This is a genomic window from Paenibacillus sp. AK002 (assembly GCF_053903045.1).
This window is the reverse complement of sequence record NZ_CP096377.1, coordinates 5,750,199-5,765,495: the sequence shown is the minus strand read 5'-3', so window position 1 is coordinate 5,765,495 and position 15,297 is coordinate 5,750,199. Positions and strand designations below refer to the sequence as shown.

At 52.8% G+C, this 15,297-nt stretch carries 18 protein-coding genes and 1 tRNA gene; 15 read left to right on the top strand and 4 right to left on the bottom strand.

The genetic code is table 11. The features are described from left to right. Positions 1 to 27: 27 nt before the first annotated feature. Genes M1D70_RS25730 through M1D70_RS25720 form a run of 3 tightly spaced genes read left to right on the top strand, consistent with a single transcriptional unit; the run spans position 28 to position 3,701 of the window. Entirely contained in the window at positions 28 to 1,035 is a 1,008-nt protein-coding gene (locus M1D70_RS25730; RefSeq protein ID WP_009594414.1) for a FecCD family ABC transporter permease, read from the top strand. Next, the gene (locus M1D70_RS25725; protein ID WP_009594423.1) at positions 1,028 to 2,047 is read left to right on the top strand and encodes a FecCD family ABC transporter permease; all 1,020 of its coding nucleotides are present in this window, start codon (positions 1,028 to 1,030) and stop codon (positions 2,045 to 2,047) included. Before M1D70_RS25730 ends, M1D70_RS25725 begins: the two co-directional genes overlap by 8 nt. A gap of 22 nt (positions 2,048 to 2,069) precedes the next feature. Then, positions 2,070 to 3,701: an alpha/beta hydrolase gene (locus M1D70_RS25720; protein WP_456288325.1), complete on the top strand. Its 1,632-nt coding sequence runs from the start codon at positions 2,070 to 2,072 to the stop codon at positions 3,699 to 3,701. A 98-nt stretch (positions 3,702 to 3,799) separates the two neighbouring features. On the opposite strand, the gene M1D70_RS25715 is transcribed toward M1D70_RS25720, so the two are convergent. Next, positions 3,800 to 4,441 carry a PAS domain-containing protein gene (locus M1D70_RS25715; protein WP_009594409.1) on the bottom strand — a complete coding sequence of 214 codons (642 nt, stop codon included), beginning with the start codon at positions 4,439 to 4,441 and terminating at the stop codon, positions 3,800 to 3,802. Between the two features lie 177 nt (positions 4,442 to 4,618). Between M1D70_RS25715 and M1D70_RS25710 the strand changes: the two genes are divergently transcribed. The 6 genes from M1D70_RS25710 (at position 4,619) to M1D70_RS25685 (ending at position 7,026) form a co-directional block, all read left to right on the top strand. Beyond that, positions 4,619 to 4,984, top strand: a complete 366-nt coding sequence (locus M1D70_RS25710) for a helix-turn-helix domain-containing protein (protein ID WP_036673429.1) — start codon at positions 4,619 to 4,621, stop codon at positions 4,982 to 4,984. Positions 4,985 to 5,087: 103 nt separating this feature from the next. Further along, positions 5,088 to 5,170: transfer RNA gene (locus tag M1D70_RS25705), tRNA-Leu, on the top strand. A 186-nt stretch (positions 5,171 to 5,356) separates the two neighbouring features. Continuing rightward, positions 5,357 to 5,776, top strand: coding sequence for an organic hydroperoxide resistance protein (locus M1D70_RS25700; protein WP_009594448.1), 420 nt, complete (start codon positions 5,357 to 5,359; stop codon positions 5,774 to 5,776). Between the two features lie 131 nt (positions 5,777 to 5,907). Next, entirely contained in the window at positions 5,908 to 6,150 is a 243-nt protein-coding gene (locus tag M1D70_RS25695; protein WP_036673425.1) for a zinc ribbon domain-containing protein, read from the top strand. An 89-nt stretch (positions 6,151 to 6,239) separates the two neighbouring features. Next, positions 6,240 to 6,515, top strand: a complete 276-nt coding sequence (locus M1D70_RS25690; protein ID WP_009594434.1) for a hypothetical protein — start codon at positions 6,240 to 6,242, stop codon at positions 6,513 to 6,515. An 85-nt stretch (positions 6,516 to 6,600) separates the two neighbouring features. Then, complete coding sequence (locus tag M1D70_RS25685) at positions 6,601 to 7,026, top strand: thiol-disulfide oxidoreductase DCC family protein (RefSeq protein ID WP_009594418.1); 426 nt, start codon at positions 6,601 to 6,603, stop codon at positions 7,024 to 7,026. A gap of 11 nt (positions 7,027 to 7,037) precedes the next feature. Here M1D70_RS25685 and M1D70_RS25680 read toward each other — a convergent pair whose 3' ends face one another. The 3 genes from M1D70_RS25680 to M1D70_RS25670 form a co-directional block, all read right to left on the bottom strand. Further along, positions 7,038 to 7,514 carry a FixH family protein gene (locus tag M1D70_RS25680; protein ID WP_009594424.1) on the bottom strand — a complete coding sequence of 159 codons (477 nt, stop codon included), beginning with the start codon at positions 7,512 to 7,514 and terminating at the stop codon, positions 7,038 to 7,040. Positions 7,515 to 7,554: 40 nt separating this feature from the next. Next, complete coding sequence (locus M1D70_RS25675; protein ID WP_456288324.1) at positions 7,555 to 8,967, bottom strand: PepSY-associated TM helix domain-containing protein; 1,413 nt, start codon at positions 8,965 to 8,967, stop codon at positions 7,555 to 7,557. Between the two features lie 85 nt (positions 8,968 to 9,052). After that, positions 9,053 to 9,913 (bottom strand): thermonuclease family protein, encoded by an 861-nt coding sequence (locus M1D70_RS25670; protein WP_456288323.1) that lies wholly within the window; start codon positions 9,911 to 9,913, stop codon positions 9,053 to 9,055. Between the two features lie 307 nt (positions 9,914 to 10,220). Here M1D70_RS25670 and M1D70_RS25665 point away from each other — a divergent pair, with 307 nt between their 5' ends. Genes M1D70_RS25665 through M1D70_RS25640 form a run of 6 tightly spaced genes read left to right on the top strand, consistent with a single transcriptional unit; the run spans position 10,221 to position 15,249 of the window. Then, on the top strand, positions 10,221 to 11,378 hold the full coding sequence (locus tag M1D70_RS25665; RefSeq protein ID WP_456288321.1) for a hypothetical protein: 1,158 nt from the start codon (positions 10,221 to 10,223) through the stop codon (positions 11,376 to 11,378). Next, positions 11,378 to 12,628 carry a CpaF family protein gene (locus M1D70_RS25660; protein ID WP_456288320.1) on the top strand — a complete coding sequence of 417 codons (1,251 nt, stop codon included), beginning with the start codon at positions 11,378 to 11,380 and terminating at the stop codon, positions 12,626 to 12,628. Before M1D70_RS25665 ends, M1D70_RS25660 begins: the two co-directional genes overlap by 1 nt. Continuing rightward, positions 12,625 to 13,482 (top strand): type II secretion system F family protein, encoded by an 858-nt coding sequence (locus M1D70_RS25655; RefSeq protein WP_456288319.1) that lies wholly within the window; start codon positions 12,625 to 12,627, stop codon positions 13,480 to 13,482. The genes M1D70_RS25660 and M1D70_RS25655 overlap by 4 nt, the downstream gene beginning before the upstream one ends. A 15-nt stretch (positions 13,483 to 13,497) precedes the next feature. Beyond that, on the top strand, positions 13,498 to 14,370 hold the full coding sequence (locus M1D70_RS25650) for a type II secretion system F family protein (RefSeq protein ID WP_456288318.1): 873 nt from the start codon (positions 13,498 to 13,500) through the stop codon (positions 14,368 to 14,370). A 20-nt stretch (positions 14,371 to 14,390) separates the two neighbouring features. Further along, the gene (locus M1D70_RS25645) at positions 14,391 to 14,582 is read left to right on the top strand and encodes a Flp1 family type IVb pilin (RefSeq protein ID WP_015737227.1); all 192 of its coding nucleotides are present in this window, start codon (positions 14,391 to 14,393) and stop codon (positions 14,580 to 14,582) included. Continuing rightward, the gene (locus tag M1D70_RS25640; protein ID WP_456288316.1) at positions 14,575 to 15,249 is read left to right on the top strand and encodes a TadE family protein; all 675 of its coding nucleotides are present in this window, start codon (positions 14,575 to 14,577) and stop codon (positions 15,247 to 15,249) included. Before M1D70_RS25645 ends, M1D70_RS25640 begins: the two co-directional genes overlap by 8 nt. The last annotated feature ends 48 nt before the right edge of the window (positions 15,250 to 15,297 follow it).

Sequence of the window (15,297 nt, the reverse complement as noted above, 5' to 3'; positions counted from 1 at the left end):
AGTATAAACGTATAAGGCGTGTTGTTCATGGGGTTCAAAAAATCGCTGCCGGCTGTCATCCTTGTGATGGCCCCGGCAGTCTGCTTATTGCTCATAGCGGCCTCCATCCTGTATGGAGCCAAGAATATTTCGATGGATACCGTCTGGGATTCCATCTTTGCTTTTGACCCGGAGAGCATCGACCATCAGATCATTATGAGCTCCCGGCTGCCCAGAGTCGTCGGGGCTATGCTGATCGGGGCTTTTCTGGCGGTTTCGGGCGCTCTTATGCAGGGGATGACAAGAAACTATTTAGCCTCCCCCTCCATTATGGGGGTATCGGACGGTTCGGTGTTCGCGGTGACCTTGTTCATGGTATTCATTCCGAATGCCAGCTCCAATATGTACATTGTCAGTTCATTGGTAGGTTCCGCGATCGGCGCAGCCGTCGTGTTCGGATTAGCATGGCTTATTCCAGGGGGGCTCAGTCCGGTTCGGCTGGCTATACTCGGAACCGTGATCGGGACGTTTCTAAGCGGAACGGCTGAAGCTTTGGCAGCATATTTTCAGATTTCCCAAAGCATCAGTTTTTGGTACAATGCCCGGCTGCATGCCATGGATCCCGAGCTGATTAAGCTGAGCATTCCGTTTGCGATCGTCGGTTTGTGCCTCGCCGTGGTCTTGTCCAAATCGATCACGCTGCTCTCCCTCGGGGACGAGACAGCCAAGGGGCTTGGCGTCAAGACATGGCTGGTGAAAGGTCTCGCGATGCTGGCGGTTGTGATCCTGACGGGCGTATCGGTGGCGCTGGCAGGGAAGGTTGCCTTTGTAGGCTTGATTGTCCCTCATATTGCACGGTACTTATCGGGCTCCGATTACCGATGGATCGTACCGGTGTCGGGCGTGCTTGGCGGCATGTTCCTGGCGCTGTGCGACATTCTCGCCCGGTTCGTGAACAGCCCGTTCGAGACGCCGGTCGGTGTCATCACTTCGCTGATCGGCGTGCCGTTCTTCCTCTATCTGATCAAGACGAGGGGAGGGGCTCAGCGTGCGTAACACATCTTATCGGTTCCCGATAGTGCTGGCAGGCGGGATAGCGGTCGTATTGGCAGCCGTTTATTTCAGTCTGACCAACGGAACGTTTGACATGTCCATCAAGGAAGTATTCCAGACGCTGTTTCGGATGAAGCCCAATTCGGACTTTGATCTTGTCGTGTTTGAATTCAGGCTCCCCCGAATCGTGCTTGGCGCCCTTGTCGGGTTTGCGCTGGGTATGGCCGGTGCCGTCATCCAAGGGGTAACCCGCAACGGGCTTGCGGATCCGGGCATCCTCGGCATCAATGCAGGCGCCGGCATGGCGGTCGTATTGTTTATGTTCCTGCTGCAAGGGCAGATCACGATGACCGGCTGGCTCGGGGTGATGATGATGCCCATGTTCGGCATCGCGGGCGGTTTGGCAGCGACAACGGCCATATACATGTTTGCTAGAGAAAACGGAAAGCTGGATCCCCAACGGCTCATACTTGTGGGCATTGCGATCGCATCCGGCTTTGGAGCCGTTACCATGTATGTTTCGCTTAAAATGAACCCGAAAGATTATGAGATGGCGGTTGCCTGGCTCGCCGGCAGCCTTCATAGCGCCAACTGGAAGTTTGTGGTGACCATGCTGCCGTGGCTCGTTATTTTGCCGCCTGTCATCTGGCTTCGCTCTCAAGTGCTCGACTTGTTCCAGCTGAGCGAGGAAAGCGTGAAGAGCGTCGGGGTATCCGTCGAGCGCGAGAAAAATATATTGCTTCTCTGCAGTATCGGCCTGGTGAGCGCCAGCGTAGCCGTATCCGGCAGCATCGGGTTTGTCGGTCTGATTGCTCCGCATATGGCCAGGCAGCTTGTGGGACTTAGGCACAGGCATATCATCCCGATCAGCGGCATTGCGGGCATGGCGATTGTTGTCATAGGCGACTTCATCGGCAGGACGATATTCGCTCCGGCCGAGCTGGCTGCAGGCATTGTGGTATCCGTGATCGGGGTTCCGTATTTTATCTATCTATTAATTCGCATGAGAAAATAAAAGCAGCTTTCGGGAGGATCACATGAATCGTTACAAGCAGCTGGTAGTTGAGGGCAGAGAGCTTACACTGTATCTGCCTCCTTCCTATCTGGAGTCTGACCGTTCCTATCCTGTTGCCTATGTTCAAGATGAAGGAGATATGTTCATGGACTGCCTGAACTATTTGAATCATTTGTTTGCGGCAGGCCGGCTGGGAGAGGTCATCCTGGTCGGAATCTCGACAACGAACCGGAATCGTGAATATACGCCTTGGCCGGCTGAGCCTTTGCTGGCGAGCAACCCTCCTTTCGGCGGGGAGGGGAGAGCTTATGTCGATGAGGTAGCGGATGTCATCAAAGCATACATAGACCATCAGTACCGAACGCTTCCAGCGCCTGAGCATACGGCCATCATCGGAGGTTCCTTTGGCGGATTGATCTCGATGTTCGCCGGATATTGGCGTCCCGGTACCTTCGGACGAATCGGCATGCTGTCGGCTTCGTTATGGTACGAGGGGGTGATGGACTACATCCGGCAGCAGGGAAAATGGCCGGCTGAGCAGCGGGTGTATATGTCCGTCGGGCAGCTTGAAGGGGCGTACAAGCAAAATGCGCAGAAAAACATGTTTGTGAACAACGTGGAGGCCCATCGGTTCTGGCTTGAGCAAGGGGTGAGCCCTGAGAGGCTGCAGCTGGCGGTAGATCCTGACGGAACCCATGATCCTATCTTTATGTCCAGAAGATTTCCGGATGCGCTGCGGTGGCTGTTCGTCGGGGAAGCAGAGGAGCAAGTTTCGGCGAAGGGGCGAGCTCAACATGAGGATCCGGATATTCAGGAAAAGCACGAATTGCATAATGACCAAGATAAACAAGATAACCAAGTAAAGACCCCATTGTTTTCCGTACCGGGAACCCTGACCTGGTCCATGCAGTCCGACGAGACGGGCCGCGAATACCGCATTTTCATCGCCGAGCCGATGGGACCGCCTCCTGAGGGAGGTTATCCCGTGTTATATTCATTGGATGCCAATGCCACCTTCGGCACGCTGGCCGAAGCCATCCGCCTGCAATCCCGTACGCCGCGGGGCATTCCCTCGGCGCTCATCGTCGGCATCGGCTTTGACAGCGACAGCCCCATCGTGAGCAGCGAGCGCTTCTATAACTTTACGGAATATGCCGATCCCGCTGAACTGCCTGTCCGGCCAAACGGCATGAATTGGCCGGAGACGGGCGGCGTGGAGGCGTTTCTTACCTTCATCGAGCAGCAGCTGAAGCCGGCCGTGGAGCGGCGGTATGCGGTGAACCGTTCGAAGCAGGCGCTGTTCGGACACTCGCTCGGTGGATTTTTTACCTTATATACCTTATTCACCAGACCGGATGCCTTTTCGCGGTATATTGCGGCATGTCCCTCGGTGTGGTGGAAGAACTACGCGCTGTACAAGCGATGGGAAGAGGGGGAGGCTTGTTTAAGGCAGAGCGGGGAGCGCAAGTCGCTCCGCTTGTACGTGGGGGCCGAGGAGAAGCCGTCCATGGTGAAGGACGCAAGGGAGCTCTATGCGTTTCTCAAAGGGCATGAAGAGGTGCTGGAGACGACGTTCGACGAAATTGAGGGTGAGGGGCATGTTTCGGTACTGCCGACCCTCATAAGCCCCCTGCTTCGTTTTGTAAACGCGTAATCAACCAAAGAATGACTCAATCATAAATAAGCAGCTTCGAATCCAGTGATCATCGGGATATCGAAGCTGCTTATTCTGTGTTGTATGCAGACGGGACGTTAATCGGGCAATTCCGGATCATCGAGGATGGAAGAATATTTCGGGTATAATCTGCGAATGCAATCCGGACAAATATCATGGGTAAACTCAATGGGGAGACGGCTCTCCAAATAGCTCTCCACAGGCTCCCATTCATCCGCATGGCGAACATATTTGCATACGGCACAGATTGGGATATGTCCTGGAAGAGGGAAGCTGTGAGCCAGCGCTTGTTCCAGCAGCAGTTCCTTGTGCTTGAACTTTGTAATATCCGTGAATGATATCATGGCTCCGTGGACGCGGCTGTCCTTGTTCATCATCAGCGGCAGCACCTCGCACAGAACCCAGTTCTGCCGTTCATTCCATTCCACGGCATATTCAAAAGAATAATCAGGCAGCTTACCCAGTATAACTTCCCTTACGGAGGGTATATCCAGCTCATGGGAAAAATGATCGAATACAGAACCAAGATGCTGGGAAGTCATATCAAAAAAAGATGCCCCATGCCACCTGAAGTCAGGCGGGACACCGTATCTTTCGGCCATGGTAATGAGCGGATCGTTGATTTTGTCTATGATGCCATCCGGAGTAATGACCATCAGCCCCTTATTCAAGGAGTGAACCGCATTATTCCAGGATGTGGTCATGGTATCGTAGGGCAAATTACTCGCTCCTCGTATGGAAATAGACTCATGAGTAAAAGATACGACGATCCATGAGTACTATGGTATAATTTAGGCAATATATATTGATTATACACGTAATTAAGTCATTGTGCAAGAGAAAAATACGTACATAAGATATTTTCTTTCAAAGAGAAATAGGAAGGCGGTTGTTTGATGCAGTCTATTTACCAACGAATCGAACATCTCATAGAAAGCCGGGGTATGACCAAGAAGGCGTTTTGTGAAACCCTCGGGATCAGCACAGGAAATTTTGGTGACTGGAAGAGGGGAAAAACAACGCCGAGCACGAATAAATTGATTGAGATCGCAGCATTTTTTTCCGTCAGCCTAGATTGGCTCATTATTGGCAAGGGCAGTCCAACCAACCGTGTCAAGGAAGCCCGCGGGGAGTATGAAGTGGATCCGGAATCATTGGATCCTGCCTTAATGTCCGGTCTGGCTGAGCATGAGAAGGAGTTTATCCGCGAATACATCGAGTTTTCGGCCTATCGGAAGGATAAGCGGGGCGATAAGAGCTAGCTGATGCAAACGGCCAATTCTAAAGCCCAGATTTTGGCGCTTTACTTTTACCTAAAGGGGCAGTATAATAGGGAATGTTCGCTGCAGAACATCCCTTATACATGCGGTAGTGGTGGAATGGCAGACACGCTATCTTGAGGGGGTAGTGGGTGTATACCCGTGGAGGTTCGAGTCCTCTCTACCGCATACTTCATAAAGAAGTCGTTTATCAAATGGAAATCCCATTGATAAACGGCTTTTTTGTTATGTCCATCGCGTGCCGTGAAAATGCTGCAACTATGGCGAATTGCCGTGTTTATCGTTTCAATTTGCGCTGAAAGTATAAAGAGTACATGTAGAGACCATAATAGGGCATGAAGGAGATGAACGAGCATGAAACCATTATACACAGCAGATGTCAAAGTCATTGGAGGGCGGGAAGGCTCCGTAGAATCTACCGATGGCGTTCTCAACCACAAATTAAGCATGCCGAAGGAGCTCGGAGGTCCGGGTGGAGACGGAACCAATCCGGAGCAGCTGTTCGCGGCCGGTTATGGGGCCTGCTATGAAAGCGCCCTGGCCAACATCGCCCGCAAGGAGGGCGTCGAGCTGAAGGATGTCGTGATCCACTCCCAGGTGTCGATCGGAAAAGACGAAGGCGCTGACGGCTTTAAGCTGGCAGTGAAGCTGAAGATCGAAATGCCGGGCATCGAACGAAGCCAGGCGGAGGATCTCGCGAAGAAAGCGCACGCGTTTTGCCCGTATTCCAAAGCAACCCGGGGCAACATCGACGTGGAGTTAAGCGTAAGCTGACGATGGAGGATTCGGATGGCTCTCTAAAATGGGGGTCATCCTTTTTTGTCGGCTAAAGACGCTCAATATGAAACTTTTTACATGATACGCCGTACTTCAGTTAAAGCTATGCATTGAAAGGGGCGCTTGGAATGCGAATAGAACAAATGATAGAGGAACGGTTTGTATGCAGCAAATGCGGAGGGAACCACTGCGAGACGAAAGAGGTCTCGATGTCGGGGGCAGGCTTGAGCAAAATGTTTGATATTCAGCACAATCATTTCCTATTTGTTTCCTGTACGAACTGCGGATATGTGGAAGTCTTCAACCCGGATATATTGGAAGGTAAAAAGAGGGGGCAGTTGGGCTCGATCCTGGATGTGTTCTTCGGTTGACATCACCCCTAAAATTCTTTAATATGACTAAGTACCAGAAAGTACAAACCAGTCATAAGGAATTTAAATAAAATAAACGGGTGATGAACATGCCATACAGACCGCAGATTGCAAATGTGACCACAGCTGGAAGCAATGAAAAGGAAGGGCTTTACGAATTCATTATCCACACGGCTGACGGAACGGATATTCGCGTATTCTATAACCGCTTCCCGGAATGGAAACTGACTGCGCTTAGCCGACTTGGGAAAGTACCTTGCCCGGTTTGTCGTAAGGATTTCATATGCAAATGCATGGAGAAATTCTCGAACGAATTCGACCAGCAGATGAGAGACGGCGAGTGGCTGAACAAAGCTGCTGAGTAATAAACCAATAAGCGTACTTGATCAAGCGTAGGAGAGGGCTCCTGCGTTTTTTCTTTTTTTATGGTGTGAAGGGAGCGAAGAAAATATGAAGGATCGTGCAACCGAAAATCATGAGGAATATGCAATTGTGCTGATTGATGGCGTGTGCCATTTGTGCCAGGGGCTGACTCAATTCATTATCAAGCGAGATCCCGCGGGTGTTTTCCGGTTCGCTTCGCTGCAATCCGATATCGGTCAGGAGCTGTTGAGGCAGGGAGGGCTCGATGGAGATTCGCCGGAGACGATGGTGCTGATTGAACAGGGGAGATATTACACCAGATCGACGGGAGCTCTTCGGATTGCGCGGCGTCTTCGTTTTCCTTGGCCGCTGTCGTATGTCCTGATCCTGATTCCCCCTTTCTTACGGAACCTGGTGTACCGCTGGGTGGCGAAGAACCGTTACCGGTGGTTCGGGCAATCCAGTGAATGCATGGTTCCGACGCCGGACATTCGGCGCCGGTTTTTATCCTGATTCCGCCTGTTTTAATGATGATGCTCTGCCGTGCCTTCTTGGAATGTCGGAGTTCCCGCCTCCAGGTAGGCAAGCTCGGCCTCGGACAGTTTGCCGACGGCGAACGGTTTCTGGGGAATGATGATGGAGCCGTTGTTGCCGCTGTGCAGCTTGATGAAATACAGCCCCTCTTTATCGAAGGTTTTGGTCACCGTATACACGCCATCGCCCACCTCGACCGCATCCGTCATGGGATCCCGTAGGGAACCGTCATGGCTCCACAGCTCGTAGTGGACAAAATCCGCACCGGGCACTCTTTTGCCGTCTTGGGTAAGAATAATCTCGATGGTCTCCGGCTGTTGGACGGATAATGCATCCGGAATGTTCACCTCGGCCATCAACGGGATTTCTTTTTCATACCGGTCGGCTGCCTCGGGACTGGCCGAACAAGCGCTCAGCAGCAGAACCGATAGCAGTACGGTTATAATAATACGGCCTTTTACGATCATGAAACCGCCACCCCTTATTTATGATTGAGTCCTAAGCGAATCAGGCGTTCAGGAAAGCCTTGATCGCCGGTATCTTCCGCACAATGACAGAATCGATGATCCACACGATGATGAGAGACAAGCCCACAAGCGGGAACAGAATCCCCAATGCGATAAGCAGCAGCAGGAACAGCCTCATGCTCTTGGCGCCTGCCTCGGGCGCTTTCGGAGCCCCCAGTCCGTGATCCGGTTTTCGTTTCCACCACAAGTACAAACCGCTTACCGCAATGAGAATGATGCCTTGGCATATCAGCAAACTGAAAATCTGGTTGACGATGCCGAATTGGGTTCCTTTGTGCAGGGTAATGCCCAGGGCAACGGCTTTGCCGACGAATCCGTAATGATCATAGCGATAATCCGCCAACACCGCGCCGCTGTACTGGTCGATATGCATGGTGGCTTCGTCCTGCGCTTTCGGCGGATAGGCCGACAACGTGTACACCCCGTCCGCTTGCTGCGGGATGCTGATGGTGTAACTCGGATGCATTCCCTCGCTTCGGGCTACGTACATGACATCTTCAATCGGAAGCGGCATAAAGTCGGAGATGGTGGAGTTGGGAACCTCCAGATTTTCGGCCGCCCAAGGCACCTCTGCCACTTCCTTCGTCTGTACCACATGGGAGGATGGCGCACTGCCCGACCAGATGGAAGGAGGATAGCCGGCACCGGTATTGGTTGCCACGGTTTGGAAATTGCTGCCCCACAGGCCTGACCAGGGTAATCCGGTCATGACGAGAAACAGCATGCCAGCCGCAATCCAGAATGCGGGAACGGCGTGCAGGTCCCGGCGAAGAATTTGCTTGCCCTTGCCGAGCCTCGGGTACAGGATGCCTGCAAGGCTTCTTTTCTTTTTGCTTTTGTTTTTATTTTTCGGGAACCATAAAAACAAACCGGTGATGATGAGCACGATCGCCCAGCAGGCGGCAAGCTCCACGATCCGGTCCCCGATGGTCCCGACCATCAGCTCGCCGTGGAACTCCTCGATTTTGTCCATGATCCGGTCGTTGTCTTTCAGTTCGCCTATCTTTTCTCCCGTATAGGGGTCCATGAAGACGGTCATGGATTCGCTGCCCGAGGTCAGACTGATTTCCGTGGAGCGGGAATCCGACTCGCCGGGGCGGTATTTCGTGATGGTAGCGTCAGGGTAGAGCTCTTTCACTTGTCCGACCAGCTTGCTGGGCGTTACCCGTTCGACCTGAGGGGTTACCGTGTAGTAGTCCCGATATAACGCTTGTTCAATCTGGGGCTTAAATAAGTAAACGGAGCCGGATACAGCCAGGATGATCAGAAAAGGAGCGAAAATGATGCCGGCATAGAAATGCCATCTCCAGACGGTTTTGTACAATGCGGCAGAGCTTGGATTTGCTGGTTGATTTTCATTGGGTTTGGCTGCCGGCGTTTTCTTTTTCCCCATGGCTCGTGGCTCCTTTTCAAATACGGCTAAAATTTATATAAGATGAACATATGCGTTCATTTCATATATGCAAACAGGTTCATAGCTACTTAAGCGGTGCCCGGAAACCGGCTTGCTCGGCTTCTTCCTCGCTGCAGAACCACTGCTCCTGCTTCGTGCGCTCGTAGTACGGGGATTCGGGCGTATGATAGATTTTCTCGCCCTTGGAGTTGATGTTGCCTTTAATGTCGCAGGCTTGCTTGGACGGTTGTGGCTTCTCGGTTGGCGCTTGGGGTGGTGTAGTGTCATGGTTGTTGTTCTTATTCGTGTCGTCCTGTTCTTCCGGATGGAATCCGTCTTCCTGGGCGTAGTTCTCTACGCTCCATATGCCGAGCCCCTTGTCTCGGCTGATCCGCTGCAAATCATCAAATTTGTCCACATAGCGCGTGTTGGGCGGATAGATGTAGGCGACACGGGCCAGTCCTTCTTCAAGCAGCGATTCTTGGACCATTTTCCCATCGGCATACACGTAAGCGAGCAGCCTGGAGTATTTATCCCGGTTCGGACCGATATCGAACTCCAATTCAAGCCGATCGGCTTGTTCCACGAGCTCCTTCGTAAAAGCCTTGGCCTCGGGCCCGAACGGCTGGACGCCCAGTTTCGGATGGCTTGTCTCGGGCGTGTCGACCAGAAGCATGCGAACATTCTCTTTTTTGCCTTCGAACATGACGCTGATGGTGTCGCCGTCAACGGCTTTGACCAATTCCACGGCAACCCGCGGCAGGTTCAGATCATCGGTGGGATAGGTCGTCTGCTTGGCATTCGTTGTGCCGGCGTCTGTCTTGGCTTCGGATGTACGGGTCGTTGCGGTTTCTTCGTTCGATGTCGCCGGGGACATCAGCGGCTGGCTGCAGCCGGATAATAACAGCAGGGCGGTTAGAAACGCGGCTAGTAAGCGTTTGTTCATGGGTGTCACTCTCCAAGCTTGGAAGTATTGGTTTAGATGGTTTAGGAGTTTATATATGTTAATTCTATATAAGAAGTTTCTATATAGAGAACACTCGTTCTAAGCCTATATAGTAGGACATTTATCCTTGTTTTGACAATAGTGATTAAGGGCTATCTCTACATAAAAAATAAAATCTTGCCGTTCTCCTGCAACTGTGATATTCTAATGTCAAATTATAACAGACAACGGAAGCACCGTTCATTGTCCGCGATTTCGCGGCTTTGACGGTGTTTTTTTTGCGTTGTTACAGAAGAGGGGGATTGGCATGATGATACCGGCCCGACTTGTGCTGGCAGTGCAGGATTCCCGGTATGTCGAACCGCTGCTGAATTATGTGCATGGAAGCCCCTACGGATCGGCTCTGCAGGTGACCGCATTTACCCGCGTAGAATCATTCCTTCATTATATGGACTCGGGGGAGACGCCAAATTTGGTCGTGGGGGATACGGATATGCTGGAGAGCTGGCTCAGCCGGGGGGAGGCATCGGTTCCATGGCTGCTCCTAAGCGAAGGCCATTCAGCGCTTTCTCTTATGGAGGGCTGCGACAGCACCCCCAAATACCAGCCGCTGCCTCAGCTGCTGGACATCATGGTAACCCGTTGCAAGCGAAGCGGGGGAACGCTGGAGAAATTGAATTCGGGATCAACATCGGTGATCGGCATCGTATCTTCCCTGGGCGGGAGCGGGAAATCAACGATTGCCATGAACATGGCGAAGCAGCTTGGCGTGCTCGGTTTGAGAGTTTTCTATCTCAATTTAGAGAGCGTGAACAGCAGTGCGTTGTTTCCGTCCGGATCCGTGGGCATGGAGGGGAGCTTTTCGCGATTACTGTATGACGTTAAGGCCTCCCAAGAATCGGCTTCCGAGACGGAGCTGTCAATAGTTCCCTATATCATCAGGCATCATGGCTTGAAGTGCGATTCCTTTGAGCCCAGCTACAACGTTAAGGAAATATCGGAAATGACCGTGGACGATACATCCCTGCTGTTGACCTCCCTGATCGAATGCCATCATTACGATGCCATTGTGGTGGATACCGAAGGGGATTCGGGGGAACGATTGCAGGCGGTTCTCGGACAGGCCGGACTGCTGATCTGGGTGCTGTTGGATGACTTGATCAGCATGCATAAGAGCGGCGTATGGCTGGATCAATTAGAGCTCAAGGATTCCACGCTTTTCGAAAGCCTGAAGAAGCGGAGCCGATTCATCGTCAACCGGTACACGGGTCAGCTTGTTAACGGGCTTCCCCGCAAGGATATGAGCATAGACGGGGTGCTGCCTTATATACCTTCATGGAAGCAGCTCCATCGGGAAGATCTGCTGTTGTCCTCGCCGATCTATCAAAGGGAGGTATTGAAGCTCTGCCAGCAGCTGCTGGAGGGCTCGGGTATCATGCCGGTTCATGCGGGCGGTGGGAAGTGATGCCTGAGGATCCGTTTAAATCGGTTCGGGATCAGGTTCGGTCCGAGCTTGATATGAGTGCGAGCGTTAACAACTCGGAATTGATGGCCCGCATCGAGGAACTGGTGTGGAGAAGACGCGAGCTTATGGAGCTGACAGCCGCCGAGAAGCGGAGGCTGGTGCGGAGGGTATTTGATTCATTTCGCGGGTTGGATGTGCTCCAACCATTGGTGGATAATCCCCGAATTACGGAAATTATGATTAACAGCCACCAGGATATATTCATTGAGCAGGATGGCGAGGTGAAGAAGCTGCCGCTTCAATTCGAATCGCAGAGCCGCCTGGAGGATATCATTCAGAGCATTGTCGGTACGGTAAACCGGGTGGTGAATGAATCGACGCCCATCGTTGACGCAAGATTGAAGGATGGCTCCCGGGTAAATATCGTGCTCCCGCCCATCGCGCTGAAAGGGCCAACCATGACGATCCGCAAGTTTCCGGAATCGCCGATGACGATGGATGACCTGGTTGGAAGGGGAGCCCTGACGGAGGAGGCGGCAGAGCAGCTTCGCATATTGGTTAAGGGCAAGTACAACATTTTTATAGGCGGCGGGACGGGGTCGGGGAAGACGACTTTCCTGAATGCGCTGTCGCAATATATTCCGCCTGATGAACGTGTCATTACGATCGAGGATTCGGCGGAGCTGAAGATCGTGACGGTCCCGAACCTCGTGTCGCTGGAGACCCGGAATGCCAACACGGAAGGCCGGGGGGAGATCGCGATGCGCGATCTGATCCGTTCCTCGCTTCGGATGCGTCCTAATCGGATCGTGGTAGGCGAGGTGCGGGGCAGCGAGGCGCTGGATATGCTGCAGGCGATGAATACCGGGCATGACGGAAGCTTGTCGACGGGGCATGCCAACAGCACGCAGGACATGATCAGCCGTTTGGAGACGATGGTACTGAGCGGTGCGGATCTTCCGATCAGCGTAGTCCGCCAGCAGATTACCTCGGCGATTGATATATTTGTGCATTTATCCCGCTTAAGGGATCGCTCGCGACGCGTAACGGAGATTAGCGAAGTGATTGGAATGAGCAGCGGCGAGGTAGTGCTGAATCCGCTGTACCGGTTCCGTGAGACGGGCGAATCGGGCGGCCGGGTGATTGGGCGCCTGGAGCCTTGCGGCAACCCGCTCCAATCGGCGGACAAGCTTCATATGGCCGGGATTACGGCTTGGCCGCTGCAGAAGATGATGGAGGTGACCAAATGAAACGCTCCGGCAGTTCAGCCTGGATGTCCGAAGAGGGCCAAGGCGGCCAAGTGATCAAGAGGAGCAAGGCCTCCGGTAAGCCCGAGCATGCAGCCACGGCCCGAACCCATGCCCTTCCGGATTACAGTGTCTATCACCTGTCGATGATGCAGAGAACGGCATGTGTCATCCTTGGCGGCCTTTTGTTTTGCTTCATCGGCTATCTGTTTTATCACAATCTGATATTGTCGCTGTTGCTGGGAGCTGGAGGACTGATGATCCCTAAATTGTGGCGGCAGTTTATGCTGGAACGCAGACGCAGGACGCTGAATCTTCACTTCAAGCAAGCTCTCTACTCCCTGTCCTCGTCCCTGTCGGCCGGCCGCTCCGTGGAGAACGGATTCAGGGATGCCGTTCAGGACTTGCTGCTGCTGGATCCCGGAGGAAGCAGCGATCTGATCTTCGAACTCAAAGTCATTGTGTCCCGTTTGGAGTACGGAGAGCCTATCGAAGCGGCACTGCAGGATTTTGCAAGAAGGGCGGGGATGGAGGATCTAACGAATTTTGCCGATGTCTTCTCGACTTGCAAACGCACAGGCGGCGATTTGGTCGAAGTCGTGCGCAGAACCTCCTCCGTCATCGGGGAGAAGCTGGATATTCAGCAGGAGATATCCGTGATGATTGCACAGAAGCGGTTCGAATCCAAGGCGCTTCTAGCCGCCCCGTTCCTCCTGCTGCTGTTCATGAATATGACATCCCCCGATTATATGGAGCCCATGTACAGCGGATCGGGGATCATGATCTCTACTTTTGCACTGGCGGCTTTAGGAGGCTGTTTCTTATGGATCACCAAAATGATGAATATCAAGGTGTAAGGAGGTGAGGCGGGGATGCTGACATGGATGTCCGGCGCGCTGATGGTTCTGCTTGTGGGTGGTTGGGTGGTGCTGAATCAAACGTGCGGCGAACGATACCATCGTCTTGGAAGATTGTCCATGGATGGGCTCAGGCTTCAGCGGTTAGCGCCGCCTCTGTTGTTCCTGTTGGAGCGGGGGAAGGTTCCGATGCGCCTCCCGATTGTATTTTACCGGATGCAGGGCTCCGTTCAGAAGATCCATGGTCTGCGGCACAGCGCGGAAATGACGTTATTATTTATGGCTGAGGCCCTTGCGTATACATGGCTTATTTTGATCGGCGGCTGCTTGTGGTCGTTGCTGTCCGGGGACGTAATCGGACTTCTGGCTGGATTCGCATTGGGGGCATTGCTGCCCGTCGCTTTGGTGAAGGACCTCCATAAAAAGGTCACGCTGCGTGAGCAGGATATCGTGATGGAGCTGCCGGAGCTTCTGAACAAGATTGTGCTGCTTGTCGGCGCCGGCGAGACGGTGCAGCGTGCGATCATTCATTGCGTGGAACGGAACAAGGACGCGAGCCATCCCCTGTATGCTGAGCTGAAGAGAATGGTGCTTGAATGGGAGGGAGGCCATCCGTTCCAGCAAGCCTTCGAGCAGTTCAATAAACGGTGCGGCGTTCAGGAAGTATCGATATTTACAACAACCGTCCTGCTTAATTTTCGGCGCGGCGGGAATGACTTTGTCCTGGCACTGCGGGATTTGTCCCGCGTGCTGTGGGAGAAGCGCAAGGCCATTGCAAGAACAAGGGGCGAGCAGGCCTCCTCAAAGCTGGTGCTGCCAATGGTGGTCATCTTCATGATCGTGATTGTTTTGCTCGGAGCGCCTGCATTTATGATGATGAACATGTAGAAGGGACCGGTGTACGAAATATGATGTTAAACATGGCGAAGAACGGGATGAAAGCTTTTTGGAAGGATGAGAAAGGGATCGGAACGCTTGAGATGATCCTGATCCTCGTCGTTATTTTGATAATCGCGCTTATATTTAAAGATCAGATTACGGCCTTGGTGAACAACTTGTTTAAAAACGTGAACAACAAGAGTAAAGAGTTCCTTGAATAATTGGCTAAAGAGAAGATGGAAGGACGATACGGGGAGCTTCACGGTTGAAGCCTCCCTGGTTCTTCCCATCGTGCTGATGGTGACGGTTTTGCTTCTGTTCCTATGCTTGTATATCTATCAGCAGTCCATACTGGTCCAGGCGTCGGCCGCGGCTTCCGAAAGGACCGCGTATAACTGGGACAACAGCCATAAGATCGCTGCCTCGGGATCCGTGGAACAGGGACGCCATGATGCGTTATATTGGCGGTTAACCGACGATAACGTTGTCGGAACCTTATTCGGTTTGGCGGGGGGAGACAGTACGAGGTCGATTGCACTGCCGCAAGGGGAGGCTGAGGGCGGAAAATTGCCCGAGCTTAAGATGTCCAAGGGCGGCACGGCCGTGCCTTCCAGCATGGCTGGGGAGATGCGTTATACGAATCAGCTGCTCATACGAAAAGTAACGACGTCGTTAAACGAGCAGGTCTCTCTGACGCCAATCAGCCGAATGATGGACGATGGCGGCCGGATCAAGGTCAACTCACAATCGATTGTGGTTGATCCCGTTGAATTTATCCGCACGGTGGATTTGATGCGATATTACGGATCGAAGTTTCAAGGCGGGAGAAACGGAACGGATAAGGCAGCCGCAGGTGAAGTTCTACAAAAGTTCGGAGGTTCGCGATAGTCATGACGAAGCATGGGAAAGCGAGGTCTAGTCGGAGAAGGAGAGAGG